Source organism: Chromatocurvus halotolerans, assembly GCF_004340525.1.
Taxonomy (GTDB): Bacteria; Pseudomonadota; Gammaproteobacteria; order Pseudomonadales; family Halieaceae; genus Chromatocurvus; species Chromatocurvus halotolerans.
The window spans coordinates 1-14,773 of sequence record NZ_SLWX01000024.1; the positions used below are offsets into that span (position 1 = coordinate 1).

Below are 14,773 nucleotides of genomic sequence, written 5' to 3' on the forward strand. Positions count from 1 at the left end.
AACAAAGGAGCGGATCGAGGCGCTGGCCGATGAGCTGGTACGTGATATGCCACCGGATTTCTGGGACGTTAAATGACGTTTGACGAACCGGAAGGCGCGACGCCGCTCGATCCAGATGAAAAACAAGGCCTTAAATTCGGGCATATCACGACCCGGGCAGAGCTTGATGAGCTGGAGCAGGCTAACATCGAACAAGGGCTAGCTTGGGTTTCGCGGCGACGCGGCGGTTCTATTTTTGATGATGCGTTTATCCGCACGCTACACAAGAAACTGTTCGGCGATGTCTGGACCTGGGCAGGTGAATATCGGTTGACCGAGAAGAATATCGGCATCGATCCTTTCCAGATTTCCGTACAGCTTCGCGTTTTACTCGGTGATGCCCGTTATCAGGCAGAGCATAGTGTTTTCCCACCGCTTGAAGCCGCAGCGCGCTTTCATCACCGCATGGTGCAGATTCACCCATTCCCGAATGGCAATGGCCGCCATGCGCGCATCGCCGCCGATATCTTGCTCGAAGAGGTATATCGCCACCCGCCGGTCGAATGGGCCAGCGGCTTTGACCTGCAAGCTGACAATGACCGTCGCAACGACTACATTGCCGCCCTCCGCGCCGCCGATAGCGGCGATTTTAGCCTTTTGTTGGCATTTGTGGGCGCGAGATAACTGCTCCGGCCGGGCTGAGCAGAAGCCAGAGAATGTGAACTATTGTTTTGTTTCTGATTTAACTGATTGCACTTCAGCTCTCGCTTTAGAAGTACCAGAGCTTGTTAAGTTGGTTAAGACTAGGTTGATTGTCAGGGCAAGTGCAGATAGGACGGCAGCTACCACTCCAATCGGCATCCAGGGTATAGGGCCACGAAGCACGACTCGCTTGCCCTCAAAATAAAGCTTACCGTTTTCTTGCGAGAATTTTTGGATGTCAGCAACAGAAAGCGGCTTTGAATCCGAACTACCCATTTTTTGCACTAAGAGCGTCAGTCCATTGTTGTAGTTTTTTCTGAGCTTTCTCGATCTCATCAATAGTCGGTGATGGTTTATCCGTTCCGCTATTTTGGACCATTGCCAAAATAGCCGCTAAGCTGATATCGACTCTATTAAACTCATTACGTAAATCTCCATTTGTAGAGAGCACGCTTTCGGAAATCGACTCATCAACGACGTCTTTGATTTGCTTCCTACTCTCTTCGTTAAACGCCATGTTTTTTTCCACTGTTTTTTGGTCCGGTTCATTGGATATCGATTTTTGGCGGCCTTTGCCTCGTCGCGTTTTTAAGGGCCCAGACTGCAAAAATAAGCTTCTAAGTCGATGAGCGGGTAATCCCTCTCTCAGCAACTGAGTTTTTACTGATTTTTCAACGTAAGTTAAAAAACTCTTTTTCGCAAGGGCTTGTGTTCTACCTAAATACAATTGGCTCCTATAGTCTGCTAAGCGAGTGTCGATTGCGACCATTTTACTTTCAGGTAATAGCATCCTATCGACATTAACGATTACGATTCGTTCATGGCTTTCTGAACTTGGTCGCGATTGGAGATTGTCGTCGTTAAAGAGTTGTACAGCAACCAAGTTTGCTAAGCGATCTATGGAAAGACCAGAGGCGTCAACAACTTTCCTCTTCTTCACTTTTTTAAGCCTGTCCACCTTTTTTAAACGCTTTTTCACACTGCTCGAGGCCTATCAGAACGTTTAAGCTTTAGAAGAGGGTACGATAGACGGTACTTGCTCATCAATATGGGAGACTGCGTGTTAAGAATCAACTCCGGCGTTTTATCCGCGCTGGCTTGGGCTGCAGCAGGCGCGCCAGCAAAAACGGCATGAGTTGGAGGAAAAACGCGCCGAAAGCGCGCAAGCCAAAGCCGACGCCCAGGAACGCGGTGAGGGCGTAGGCGAGCAGTTGCCATCCCTCGGGCATCAAGTGTTCGGGAAAACCAGCAAGGCCCCATTCCCAGAAAGGCCAGCCCCACCAAATGCAGATGGCAGACAATGCCGCGAACCAGATGGCCTGGAAGAGCGAACGAATACCCATTTCGGTAATCTCAAGGGCTCGATCAGTCATATTTACCTCCGAAGAACTTTTCATGTGTGGGATCAAAGTAAGCCGCGCGCTGTATCGCAATCGGCTGATGGCCGGGAATAGAGATCAGTTGCCGCCCGGTGTCTCGTGCAAAATAGCGCCGGACCTCGTCAGGCCGGAGCAACGGTGCGACGGTCACGGACGTGTTCAGACCGTATTTTCCTGCTCCGCGCTCGCGTTCGCTGAGCTCGGGCAAGGACGGTGATAAGGTCTCCGTCTCGCCACACAGCTTTGAGATATAGGCGCAGGTTGTCTCGTCCGTGCTCCCGAAATTCTGGATAAGCCCTGTATTGCCAAGGAAGGTCTCCCAGCTTTTCGGGTAGTCCCGACGCAGCTGGTTTAAGTCCTGAAGAACTGTCCAGAGCTTGACGCCGTACCCGGCCATCAGCCCGGCGGCGCGTTCGATGACGTCGAGATGCCCGAGGGCCGGAAATTCATCAAGCAGGAACAGCACCGGCCAGCCGCTCGGTGTCGGTTGCGTCGCCGAAATGTTCGGCACTGCCTCCATCCGGGCGATTGCGACAGTGAACAGTAGTCGCAGAAAGCGGCTGTGCGTTCCCAGTCGTCGGGCGGGAAGACATAAATAAACCGTGAGGCCGGTACTGGAGCGCTTCAGGTCGTCGATATCAAAGGTCGATTGCCCCAGGCCCCGCGCCATGGCCGGGCTGGCGAGGAAAGCGGTTTGCTCCAGCGCCGTTGAGAGGACCGAAGAGCGCTCATTGTCCGCCTTGGCGGCGAGACTGTTAGCGGCCTGTGCACACAGTCCGCCAGTCTCGACCATCTGATCGATGAGTCCGCCTTCGCCGAACAGGCCGTTTTCATCGCAGGCGATCAGGCTTCGAACATGGGGCAAGGTCCGCTCGGAGCCGATACAGCGAAGCGCAACGTGCAAAATCACGCCGTGCAGGAAGTTCCGGGCGGAGGTTGTCCAGTGTTTGCCGCTGCCTTGCTCCTGGACGATCAGAGCATCAGCGAGCAGCCCGGCCTCATCGACCGCGTTTTCATCGCGTGCATCCACGATATCCAGGGGGTTGAAGGCAGCGAGGCTTGATTCCGGCAGTCCGCAGTCCAGAAACGGATCGAGAATCGCGACCTTCTGACCAAGCTCCCGCCTGCGGCGGGCGGTCACGCGAGCGAGCTCACCTTTAGGATCGTTCGCAATCACCGAGCCGGGATAAAACAGCAGATTGGGGATAATAAAGCTCGCGCCCTTGCCAGCGCGTGCCCCGGCAATCGTGACACCGTGACGGTCGTCGATTGGCACTCCCAGATAGGTATTCCCGCGTTTGCCGGGTAGATAGCCCAGGAAAATCGATCCGGGCTCCTTCGGGTCAAAGGGCATCGCATGAGCAATCGCATCGGCATATTGCCATCGCGATGTCGCCAGAGGGTCAACCTCCAGCACGCCGTGGAATCCGCGCGGTGGCGTGAAACCACTCAACAATTCATCTTTTTTCATGATAGGTCACCTTGTTCAGGGCTCCAGGGTTCGTTCGCGGCTGCGGCTTCGCCCGGCGTCCGAGCCACGGTGGCGGGGACGCTCCTCGTTTCGCTGGCGGCTGCGCTTCGGTGCGAACGTTTGCTCGCGCCCGTCCTGCGCCCGTGCCATTTGTTGCGTGCGAGCCAGGTCCGTGTAGAGTTGTTCCAGGCTCTGGCTGTGTTGCTCCCGAATTTTCTCCAGCTCTTGCTGAAGCGCTTGTCGGGCTTCGAGCTGCGACTGGATAAGCTGCTGGAACTCAGTGCGGTCTCGATCTCGCTTGAATGTAATCTCCATCTCATTTTTCTTGCGGACCGCCTTATGGCGTCCGCGCAGCCAGTCCCACACACCCAGTAGGCCTTTGGAGAAACGTGCCTGGCGTTCGATACTTTCCTGGTCCCAGCGCTCCCGCTGGCTGTCGCGCAGCGCCCGGCGCTCGTGTCGGTGCTGCGTTCTGAGCGCGCTCTGCCGGGCTTGCACCGGCTGCAATCGTTGTTTTGTCTGTTCACGCAAGGTATCGACGTGGCGTTTCAGTGCTTGCTCATAGATCCAAGCCATGCGTTGCTTGGTCTCGGTAACTGAAGCCAAATCGCCGGGATCGCCCAGCCGCTCCTTCACTGCTTTGGTCCTGGCCTCGGTCATGCGTGTGATCGAGTAGACCTCGCCGTCGAAGTCCAACGCGACAAAGCCGCGTCGGTCTCCCTTGGCAAGAAAATAGCCATGGTTTTCCAGCGCTTGCTGGAAACCGGCTCTGTCTTTAGCTTTGTTCCAGCATTCCTGGAAGGTCGCCTTGATATCCGCCGCCTTTTTCCCTGTCCGCTTCGCTTGCTGCCATTCGGCCAGCGTGAAGGTGATCGGGCTGCGTTCCTGGCCGCGCTTGAAGCCGTCCGGCAGGTTCCAGCCGTGATCGAGGAACAGAGAGCGCGATAGCTCATTGAGCTTGCGCTTGTAAAAGGAAAGATTAATCGCCCGCATGTTTTGCGGGTCGATCCGGCTCCAGACACAGTGAGCGTGTCGCCGCCCGTGTTTTTCGTGAAAGACCAGAGCGCGGGGCTGGCCGGATAAGCCGAGCTGCTCTTCGATCTTCTCAGCCGCCAGCTCAAACACCTCGGGCCGGACATTCTCCGACTCCGGCGGTGAGAGGCTGACCGAGAACATGTATTGCCTGCACTTCGTGCCCTTGGCCGCCGCTTCGATTTCAAGCAACGCACCATCGAGCTCATCGGAAATAAATCCTCTGATATCAGATACTTCAACGTGATCGTTTTCACGATCGTTTAAGAGATGTTTTGCTAATGCGCGCGCCCCGCCACGTTGTGATGCCTTCAGGATCATGGCGAGGGCTCCTGATCCAGTGGTTCCGTGCTCGTATTAGCCACAGCCCGCGCAAAGCAGGAGGAGCAGCTCTCATTCACATCCGCTGCTTTGCCCGGACCGCGAATACCGAGGGCGGCGAGCAGGAATCGCCGCATGATCCGAACATCGTCGCACGCACGGCGTATTGCCTTTTCGGTATCGTCATCGACCGGTAGCACACCGATTTCTGCGGCTTTGGCGAGTTCGCCCAGGCGTTGAGCTAAGCCCGAAGACCCCAGCAGGCCGAGCGCTTGCGATAAGGCTTGATAATCCTTGACGGGATTGAGGCCGCGCGCCTGCTTGATCGGGGTGTCCGGATCGAACAGACGGGACTTGATATAGGCTGAAATGGATTGCCGCCCGGAATCCTGCTCCAGCTGCTCGCGCTCCTCAAAGCTCAGCCGCAGCGAGAACGGAGCGGGACGTTTGCCGTTGGACTTGTCCTTCGTCTCATGGTCATGCTGTTCGGCGGGTGCGCCCTCGTGGCCGATGTCCTTGCTGTTCTGGCTGTCCGAGCCTATGCTTCCCCAGCTGGGCGTTAAGTGATCCATGGCCCGCTCCCGGTCTTCTCAGACGGCAAAAAGCCGTCACCGGAGACGTCGCAGTCTGTATTTGCCGCGCGGCACTCCGGCTCGTGAAAAGGGAGCTCTTCGGGATTTTTGTAGAGATCACAGCTACTTAGCTGCTTGTTCCAGTCGGAAAGAATTTCAAAGAGGCGGTTCGAAGTTTCTCCTTCGAGGTGCGCCATTTTCCTGATCAGGATCGATTGCGGTACAGCTCTCCCGCAATAATTTCCGCCAACACCTCATGGGCCCCTGAGCGGGCCCTGTCCGCACGCTTTGTTGCCCCGGCGCAATGCACCATCAGCCGACCCCGATCCAGACACCAGTGAAACGGGATGTCCCTGCCGTTTCGCTGTATCGACCCGGCAATCCAGTTCAGTACCATGACGCGTCCCTCCCGACTTTCAAGGTCACCTGCAAAACCGTATACCACAGAGGCCAGTGTTCGCCAATGGGGCACGCCGCTCACGCTTGCTGGAAACGTCCGGCGGGTTGCCCGGTAGTGCAGACAGGGCGCTGCTGCAGATCCTCGGGTAGTCACACCGGCTGACCATGTTATGCTCAAGCATCAACGGATATTGATGTTATCCCTGCCACTCCCGAGCTGCGTATTTCCTGTGGAGACTCTGTATGAAGCTTGCTGTCCTGTCCTGTGCGCCGAATGCCTACAGTACCCGTCGGTTGAAAGAGGCTGCGTTGCAGCGCGACCATCGCGTCAAGGTGCTCAATACGCTGAAATTCGCCATCGATCTGGATCAGGGCTCCCCAGATCTCTTCTACCGTCAGAAGCATCTCAGCAGCTATGACGCCGTGCTCCCGCGCATCGGCGCCTCAATTACCTATTACGGAACGGCCGTGGTCAGACAATTCCAGGAAATGGATGTGTTCTGCGCGAATACCGCCCATGGCATCAGCAATTCCCGCGACAAGCTGCGCAGTCTGCAGATACTCAGTCGCCATCATATCGGCATCCCCCGGACCACCTTCGTGCGCGACAAGAAAGATGTTATTCCCGCCATTGAGCGGGTAGGTGGTGCCCCTGTGATCATCAAGCTGATTGAGGGAACCCAGGGCATCGGTGTGCTGCTGGCGGAATCGGTGAAACAGGCGGAATCGATCATCGAGCTGCTGCAGAGCCAGAAGCAGAACGTGCTGATCCAGAAGTTTGTAGCCGAGAGCAAGGGACGCGACATCCGGGCTTTCGTTGTCGGCGATCGGGTGATTGCGGCGATGCGTCGTGTCGCCCAGGGGCAGGAGTTTCGCAGCAATGTGCATCGGGGCGGTATTGCCGAGCCTGTGGAGCTGGATGAACGCTACGTGGAGACGGCCGTGCGCTGCACGCAGATCATGGGCCTGCGCGTGGCCGGTGTCGACATGCTCGAGGGCAAGAATGGTCCGCAGGTGATGGAAGTGAATTCATCACCCGGGCTTGAGGGCATTGAAACCTGCACCGGGCTGGATGTGGCGGGTGCCGTGATCGACTACATTGCTGCGCAGGTGGACTTCCCGGAAATTGACGTGCGACAGAGGCTCACCGTGAGCAAGGGCTACGGGGTCAGCGAAATCTATGTACCCGAGGGTTCGAACTTCGTGGATCAGACGATTGCCCAGACCGGTCTCTCCGAGCACGATATCAACGTGCTGACGCTCTATCGGGGCGCGAAAGTGATCCCCAACCCGCGCAAGGATCGCCTGCTGGAGGCAGGTGACAAGCTGCTCTGCTTCGGCAAGCTGGAAGCGATGCGGGATATGATTCCGGCGCGCACCCGGCGGCGGCGCAGGCCTGCAGTGTCGCAGCTGGAGGCGGAGCAGCCGCAGGCAGACGGATCCTAGCGGGCCGGGCAGCGTGGCTCACTTGTGGGCCCGTGCAAGATCATCAACGCCCGGTCGATGCGCGGGGCATTCGTTAAACTCAGTCAGGGAGACAGGTTATGCGTGACAATCAGGAGTTCGATATCGTCGTCTATGGCGCTACCGGGTATACGGGCAAGCTCGTCTGCGACTACCTCAATACCCGATACGGCGTCGGCGAAACGCTCAACTGGGCAATGGCGGGTCGCAGCGAGAACAAGCTTGCCAGCGCCCGGGATGAGCTTGGCATCGATTCCGCGGTTCCCTTTGTTGTCGCAGATGCCGACAGTGCCGATTCGCTGCGGGCCATGGTTGAGCGCACCGCCGTGGTGCTGACAACCGTAGGTCCGTATCAGCTCTACGGGTCCGACCTGGTGGCGGCCTGCGCCGAGGCTGGCACAGACTACGTGGATCTGTGTGGTGAGCCTGCCTGGATGCACGAGATGATTGCGGCGCACGGCGACGCGGCGGCCCGCAGCGGCGCTCGCATCGTTTTCTCCTGCGGCTTCGACTCCATCCCGTTCGATCTCGGTGTGCAGTTTCTGCAGCAGGCTGCGCGGCAGAAGTTCGGTCACGCACTGCCCCGCGTGCGTGGACGCGTGCGGGCCATGAAAGGGACGTTTTCCGGCGGTACGCTCGCCAGCTTCAAGGCGACCATGGCAGCGGCAGCGGAGCGGCCGGAGCTGGTAAAGGTGCTCATGGACCCGTTCTCTCTGACGCCGGATTTCACCGGCCCCGAGCAGCCGCCCGGTACGAAGCCTGTGCACGAGGAGGATCTTGACAGCTGGTCGGCGCCCTTTGTGATGGCGACCATCAATACCAAGAACATTCATCGCTCGAATTACCTGCTCGGCCACGATTATGGTGAGGATTTCACCTACGACGAGATGCTGCTGACCGGCCCGGGAGAAGATGGCGAGGCCATGGCGAAGGCCGTCGCCGCGGATAAATCGATGGCCGAGAGCACGCGCCAGCCCGGTGAGGGCCCCTCACCCGAAGAGCGCGAGAGCGGGTATTACGAGGTCCTGTTCGTGGGGACCTCACCGCAGGGGGAGATGCTGAAAGCCAGCGTTGCTGGCGATCGCGACCCGGGCTACGGTTCCACCAGCAAGATGATAGCCGAGAGTGCAGTCTGCCTGCTGGAGAATCCGTCCCTCGCCGGCGGTGGAATCTGGACGCCGGCGGCTGCCATGGGTGAAGCCCTCATTGCGCGTCTGCGGCAGAACGCCGGGCTCACGTTTCAGCTCGAGGACTGATCGTCTCGAGAAATGCCAGGTAGTGTTCCACGACTGCCCGCGCTGCCTCCGTGTGCGGATAGTGCCCTATGCGGGGGAGCTCAGCGAGGTAGTCCAGAGGCAGCTCGAGTTCACGGAATCGCGCGACCATGTGCGCTCCGGAGACCGGGTCAGCCGAACCATTGATCAGCGCCACCGGCACTTTCGAGTGCTGGATGGCGCCTACCCAGCGCTCGCGATGCTGGCGCCTGTCGCGCATGTAGGTAATCAGGTTGTGGAACACATGCCGGCCCTCGTTGTGCTCGATAAGCGACCAGAAGTCGTTCAGTTCCCGTGAGTCCGGCTGCGTATCAGCGCCAAAGACACGGCCCATGGCCCGCGCGAAGCTTCTGTACCCGGACAGCCGGTTGACCAGCGGTCCGAGTGGGCTGAGCAGCAGTTTCTGTGTTATCAGCGCGCGATGCGTCTCCGGGAACAGGCCGCCGTTGAGAAAACAGGCGGACAGCCATTGCCCCGCGCCCGTGCCCGCATTCTGGCGAGCCAGCAGTTCCTGGGCCACGGTGTCTCCATAGTCATGGGCAAGGACGTGGAAGCGCTCCAGGCCGAGATCCCTAACGACATGCTCGACGCGATCGGCCTGGTCGTGAATGCTGTAGCGATGCGTCGTCGGCTTGTCAGAAAAGCCAAAGCCCAGCATGTCCATCGCGACAACGCGGTAGTCCTGCCGCAGCGTCGGCCAGATCTTGTGCCAGTCCCAGCTCGCGGTAGGGAATCCGTGAATGAGCAGCAGCGTTTCCTGTGCCGCCGTCCCCTCGTCAATCACGAACAGCCGGTAGTCGCCATGGTGCCGCAGTGCTCCCCGGGAGTGCCATTCCTCGGGCCTCATGTCCGGGACCGTGCCCGCATCGACAGGAACAGCAGGAGAACCAGCAGCACCGCGACCGGAAGCGCCAGGACCCACCAGTAGTTACGCGCCAGCAGCGGCAGGGAATTGGCCATGACCTGCTCCAGCGCCTGATAGCCTTCCGGCATCTCCAGTACGCCGTTGCGTGCGGCATAGCGTTCATAGTCGGCGCGCATGGCGGCAAAGACTTCCGGTTCCTGCGCCTTGAGGTCGCGCGTTTCGCCCGGGTCGTTCACGCGATCATGAAGTTTCCATTCGCCATCACCAAAGGGCGCCAGATTGCGCACCAGCTTGTAGTCGCCGCGGAAGAGGGCGGCGTTGCCGGCGGTTTCAATACCGACTGCCGCATCGGGTGGGTAGACACGATCGCTGTCACCGCGTATGACCGGGAGCATGCTGCGTCCGGTAAGGTTCCTGTAAATGTCATCGCTGCTGTCATTGTCCACAATCTCGAGGACGGTTGGCACCACGTCCGACAGCACGGAAAAGGCGTCGCGCAATTCGCCGCGCGGAATGCCGGGACCGCGCAGGATAAGCGGAACGCGCAGGCCGCCCTGACCGCTGTAGAACTTGAACAGATCGCTGGGGCTGGCGGCGGCGCTGGCCCAGGCGGGTCCGATAAAACTGTAGCTGCCCTTTTCGCCCAGGGTGTCCAGCGTTTCCAGGTCGTACCCCACCAGTTGCAGCCATGCCCGCATCAGCGCGGAATCGGTGGGATTCGCCGCTTCCGGGCCGTTGTCCGACGTCACGATGAACAGCGTATTATCGAACCTGCCCGAGGCTTTCAGGTGCTCGACAAAACGCCCGATGTGGTAATCCATGGCCTCCAGCATGCCGGCGTTCACCTCCATGCGACGGCGGTACAGCGCCTGCTCGTCTCCCAGTGATGACCACGGATCAAGCAGGGGGTGCATGGGTGCGAGAGCGGCACTGTGGGGAATGAGGCCAATTGTCTTCGCCCGCTCCCAGCGCGCGTGGCGAATGGATTCCCAGCCCGCATCATAGGTTCCGCGATATCTGTCGGAAAACTCCCGCGGTGCCTGTACCGGTATGTGGATGGCCTGGAACGCCAGATAGGAAAAAAACGGCGTGCCGTTCCCGCTGCCTTCCTCGAGGTAATCGATCATGCGGTCAACGAGGAATTCCGAGGAATAGAAGCTGTCCGGCAGGCTTGCCGGTTCGCCATCTTCAAACCAGGGCGCCTCGCTGTAAAAGGGGATGTAGGGTCGTTGCTCCCAGTTGTCGGCACCGGAGGCATCAAGAACAAACGATCGGTCAAATCCGTGGCTGTCGGGAAGTTGTCCCGGTCCATGCCCTAGATGCCATTTGCCGGTCATCAGTGTCCGGTAGCCCCGCTGGCGCAGGTAATCTGCCAGCGTTTTCACGCCGTCCTCCAGATACATGGCGTATCCCGGCCGCCCTTTATGCTCTGGCGGCAGAACTTCGGGAATGGTGGCCATTCCCGTCAGGTGGTTGTCCATGCCCGTCAGCAGCATGGCCCTGGATGGCGCACACATGGGGGTTGCGTGATGCTGTGTGAACATCAGCCCATCGGCGGCGAGAGCGTCGATGGAGGGCGTACTCGCCTCGCCGCCGTAGGCGCCAAAATCCATCAATGCCACGTCGTCGGCCAGAATGAGAACGATATTTGGCGGCTGCTCCTCCTGTGCGGTGCCTTGGGTGAATACGAGGATGTTTCCGATCAGTATCCACAGGACCTGCAGGCAGCGTCGTTTCATGGCAAGCAAGCCTCTCGTGTGTCCTGGGCCCTGGTCCTGACGGGGCGAGCGTGTGGCGGGGCTCGGTTTGATTATCCCCCATCACAAGGGCAACATGATAAACATGGCTTATTAAACCAGACAAGGAGACCGTCGTTGACCGACGCCCCGCGCGAAAAGACATCCACAATCCTCATTCCCGTTTTTGTGCCTGCGGTGCTGGTTATCGTGCTGCTGGTGGTCGGCACCATCAGCAATCCTGTATTGGCGGGCGAGGTCTTCAGCTCCACCCTTTCCTACATCACCCGTACCTTCGGCTGGTTCTACATGCTGTGCGTGGCGTTTTTTCTGGTGTTCATTGTCAGCATTGCTTTCACCCGCTGGGGACACATCAAGCTCGGGCCGGATCACGCGGACCCGCAGTACAGCTTTCCGGCCTGGTTTGCCATGCTTTTTTCCGCCGGTTACGGCATTGCGCTGCTGTTTTTCGGGGTTGCGGAACCCGTGCTGCATTACTCGTCCCCTCCTGCGGGTGCCGGCGAGACGGTCGATGCGGCCAGGCAGGCCATGCAGATCGCATTCTTTCACTGGGGGTTTCACATCTGGGCGATCTACGGTCTGGTGGGCCTGGTGCTGGCGTATTTCGCATTTCGTCACGGCCTGCCGCTGTCGATCCGTTCAGCCCTGTATCCCCTCATTGGTGAGCGCATTTACGGGCCGATAGGCCACACCGTCGACGTCTTTGCCATCCTCGGTACCATGTTCGGTATCGCCACGACCCTCGGCCTCTCGGTGGCACAGATCAACGCCGGGCTCAACTACCTGTGGCCGGAGATTCCCGTCAATGTCACCGTGCAGATCATTGCCATTGTGCTCATTACCGGGCTCGCCATTTTTTCCGTGGTCGCCGGGCTCGACAAGGGCGTTAAGCGGCTCTCGATCGTCAATATGTGCCTGGCAGTCGCGTTGATGCTGTTCGTCTTCATTGTCGGTCCGAGCATCCACATACTGGAAAGTTTTCTGCAGAACACCGGCAGCTATCTGAATAACATTGTCGAGCGCACCTTCAATCTGCAGGCCTATTCACGCAGTGACTGGATCGGCAACTGGACTCTGTTCATTTTTGGCTGGACCATTGCCTGGGCGCCCTTTGTCGGACTTTTTATCGCCAAGATCAGCCGCGGCAGGACGATCCGCCAGTTTGTGGTGGGCGTTATGCTGGTGCCGTCCATTTTCACCTTTCTCTGGTTCTCGATTTTTGGCGACACGGCGCTCAACCTGATCATGAACGAGGGTTACCGCAGCCTGGTCGATGACGTGCAGGCCGATCATGCGGTGGCACTGTTCAAGCTTTACGAACTGCTGCCCCTGTCATCCATTGTATCCTTTATCACGGTGCTACTGATCGTCACGTTTTTCGTAACGTCCTCGGATTCCGGTTCGCTGGTGATCGATTCGCTCGCGTCCGGCGGCGTCAGCAATACGCCTGCCTGGCAGCGGGTTTTCTGGGCGTCTGCCGAGGGCGCGGTCGCCGCCGCGCTGCTGCTCGCGGGTGGGTTGAGCGCGCTGCAGACCATGACAATCGCCAGCGCGCTGCCGTTCTCGCTGATCATGCTGGTGGCGGCACTGGGTATGTGGCGCGCGCTGATTATCGAAGGCCATCATCACACCAGCCTGCAGACGGAGGTTCAGAGCCGTTTTTCCGGGACGTCCGGACACGGTCTCTGGCGTCGACGTCTGCTTGGCCTGGTGACGTTTCCCGACCGGGCTGAGGTTGAGGAGTTCATCGCGACGACGGTGCGCAAGGCGATGCAGCGTGTGCAGCGAGAGCTCACCAAGCAGGGCTGGATCGCAGAGGTACACGTGGACGAGGTGAACGCGCGCATCTACCTTGAGGTGATCAAGGAGGGGCAGGTGGACTTCACCTACGAGATCCGCATTCTGGAGCACACCCTGCCAGATTATGCCTATCCCGAGATGGTGCATGATGAGGCGCAGGAGAATACCTACTGCCGCGCCGAAGTCTTCCTGCGGCGCGGCGGCCAGTCCTATGACATCTTCGGCTTTGACCAGCACGATATCATTACCGATATTCTCGATCAGTTCGAAAAGCATCTGCACTTCCTGCACATTTCCCCTGGGAACCTGCCCTGGAACATGGCGGAGCACGACGACATGCTGGTGCCGGAAGAGATACCCGCCCAGGTACAGTGAGTGAGGCAGGCCCTGATGAAGCTGTCGTTATGGGAACATCCACCACGCCTGCTGATTCTGCTGCTGGCGGTGCCTCTTCTGTCCCATCCGCGGGTACTGGCCGCCGACGACGACGGGCAGGCGCAGGTTGTCGATGCATTGCTCGCGCGGATCGATGCACTGGAGAAGCGCCTGCAGGAGCTTGAGTCACGCCTTCCCGCGCGCGAGGGGGACATACGCGCTGCACTGTCCTTGCCGGGACGGGGGGCCGTTGAGTCCCAGTCCGGCCGCATCATCGAAGAGGATCTGGGGAGCGCCGTGTCCGGCAGTGAGCGCGCTGTCACGATCGCGCCGGATCCCGAGCCTGCGCGTATCGAACTGGGTGGAGCGCTGCGCTACAACCTCGTGCACCGCGATTTTGTGGATGCCTCTGACGGCAAGCGCGGCGAGAGCGGTTTCGACATTTTCCGTCTCAATGTGGACGGTGAAATCAACAACATCATTATCTCGGCGGAATATCGCCATTACACCTTCATGCAGACGCTGCGTTATGGCTGGCTGGGCTACGAGTTCGCCGATGACAGCCAGCTACAGGTGGGCATCAGTCAGGTGCCCTTCGGTCTTTTGCCCTACGCGTCGCACAACGCCTGGTTTGGGGTTCCCTTCTATACGGGCCTTGCGGATCACTACGACATGGGCATCAAGTATGTCCGCGAGGACGGTCCCTGGTCCTCCCAGGTGGCGTTTTACAAGAATGAACCCCTGAACGATGCCACCGATCCGGGTCGTTTCTCCATCGACGTGCTGCGCGGCGGCGAACAGCAGAACGAGGAGGCCAACCAGTTCCATGCGCGACTCGCCTATACGCTGGGCGCAGGAACTGGCTGTGAGACCGAGGTCGGCAGTTCGGCCAAGGTGTCCGAGCTCTACAACAACGCGACAAACCGGCGGGGTGACCACTGGGCGGGGGCCGTGCATCTCGACAGCCGGTGCGGGCGCTGGAACCTGCAGCTGCAGGGTGTGAGGTATCAGTACAACCCCGCGAACCCCGTGGGTGTCAGCAGCGATGTCATGCGCGTGGGCGCGTTTGCCGGCACTTATGATATTGCCAGTGAGGCGGATATCCTGGTCGCGAATGTAGCCTATAATTTTGAGTCGCCGGCCAGCTTCATCGACCAGTTGACCTGCTATAACGACTATTCCCGGCTTTACAAGGGCATTGACGACAGCGTGGATTCGCAGATAAATACCCTGGGATGCGCCATTGGCAGCGGGCCGCTGTTCACCTATGTCGATTACATCCTTGCCAGGAACATGGCGTTTTTCGGCAACGGGTCCATGGGAGCCGGTGGAGACGATAAATGGCGCGGGCGGTTTAACGTGAATATTGGCTACTACTGGTGA

At 58.9% G+C, this 14,773-nt stretch carries 12 protein-coding genes and 1 pseudogene; 6 read left to right on the forward strand and 7 right to left on the reverse strand.

Translation table 11 applies throughout. The features are described from left to right. Window positions 1-72: 72 nt before the first annotated feature. On the forward strand, window positions 73-663 hold the full coding sequence (locus tag EV688_RS16420) for a mobile mystery protein B (RefSeq protein ID WP_117319604.1): 591 nt from the start codon (window positions 73-75) through the stop codon (window positions 661-663). A 286-nt stretch (window positions 664-949) separates the two neighbouring features. Here the strand turns inward: EV688_RS16420 and EV688_RS16425 are convergent, their stop codons facing one another. From EV688_RS16425 to EV688_RS17610, 5 genes are all read right to left on the reverse strand, one after another. Beyond that, complete coding sequence (locus EV688_RS16425) at window positions 950-1,660, reverse strand: uL13 family ribosomal protein (protein ID WP_117319605.1); 711 nt, start codon at window positions 1,658-1,660, stop codon at window positions 950-952. A 91-nt stretch (window positions 1,661-1,751) separates the two neighbouring features. Further along, window positions 1,752-2,054, reverse strand: coding sequence for a hypothetical protein (locus EV688_RS16430; protein ID WP_117319606.1), 303 nt, complete (start codon window positions 2,052-2,054; stop codon window positions 1,752-1,754). Beyond that, window positions 2,047-3,531 carry a type IV secretory system conjugative DNA transfer family protein gene (locus tag EV688_RS16435; RefSeq protein ID WP_117319607.1) on the reverse strand — a complete coding sequence of 495 codons (1,485 nt, stop codon included), beginning with the start codon at window positions 3,529-3,531 and terminating at the stop codon, window positions 2,047-2,049. The genes EV688_RS16430 and EV688_RS16435 overlap by 8 nt, the downstream gene beginning before the upstream one ends. A 15-nt stretch (window positions 3,532-3,546) precedes the next feature. Beyond that, window positions 3,547-4,884 (reverse strand): relaxase/mobilization nuclease domain-containing protein, encoded by a 1,338-nt coding sequence (locus EV688_RS16440; protein WP_117319608.1) that lies wholly within the window; start codon window positions 4,882-4,884, stop codon window positions 3,547-3,549. Further along, window positions 4,881-5,456, reverse strand: a complete 576-nt coding sequence (locus EV688_RS17610) for a hypothetical protein (RefSeq protein ID WP_205686741.1) — start codon at window positions 5,454-5,456, stop codon at window positions 4,881-4,883. The genes EV688_RS16440 and EV688_RS17610 overlap by 4 nt, the downstream gene beginning before the upstream one ends. A gap of 642 nt (window positions 5,457-6,098) precedes the next feature. On the opposite strand from EV688_RS17610, the pseudogene EV688_RS16455 reads away from it, so the two are divergent. From EV688_RS16455 to EV688_RS16460, 3 genes and pseudogenes are all read left to right on the forward strand, one after another. After that, window positions 6,099-7,022 (forward strand): annotated as a pseudogene (locus EV688_RS16455) (ATP-grasp domain-containing protein); the annotation flags it as partial. Beyond that, window positions 7,005-7,301, forward strand: coding sequence for a cation:proton antiporter regulatory subunit (locus EV688_RS17775; protein WP_276309909.1), 297 nt, complete (start codon window positions 7,005-7,007; stop codon window positions 7,299-7,301). The pseudogene EV688_RS16455 and the gene EV688_RS17775, both read left to right, overlap by 18 nt. Before the next feature lie 98 nt (window positions 7,302-7,399). Next, window positions 7,400-8,575, forward strand: coding sequence for a saccharopine dehydrogenase family protein (locus EV688_RS16460; protein WP_117319611.1), 1,176 nt, complete (start codon window positions 7,400-7,402; stop codon window positions 8,573-8,575). On the opposite strand, the gene EV688_RS16465 is transcribed toward EV688_RS16460, so the two are convergent. After that, a complete protein-coding gene (locus tag EV688_RS16465) occupies window positions 8,553-9,440 on the reverse strand; it encodes an alpha/beta fold hydrolase (protein WP_117319612.1) in 888 nt (295 codons plus the stop codon). The two genes, EV688_RS16460 and EV688_RS16465, sit on opposite strands and share 23 nt — an antisense overlap. Then, entirely contained in the window at window positions 9,437-11,197 is a 1,761-nt protein-coding gene (locus EV688_RS16470; RefSeq protein WP_117319613.1) for an arylsulfatase, read from the reverse strand. Before EV688_RS16470 ends, EV688_RS16465 begins: the two co-directional genes overlap by 4 nt. Before the next feature lie 135 nt (window positions 11,198-11,332). On the opposite strand from EV688_RS16470, the gene EV688_RS16475 reads away from it, so the two are divergent. Then, window positions 11,333-13,390, forward strand: coding sequence for a BCCT family transporter (locus EV688_RS16475; RefSeq protein WP_117319614.1), 2,058 nt, complete (start codon window positions 11,333-11,335; stop codon window positions 13,388-13,390). Between the two features lie 15 nt (window positions 13,391-13,405). Then, window positions 13,406-14,773, forward strand: coding sequence for a porin family protein (locus EV688_RS16480; RefSeq protein WP_131917710.1), 1,368 nt, complete (start codon window positions 13,406-13,408; stop codon window positions 14,771-14,773).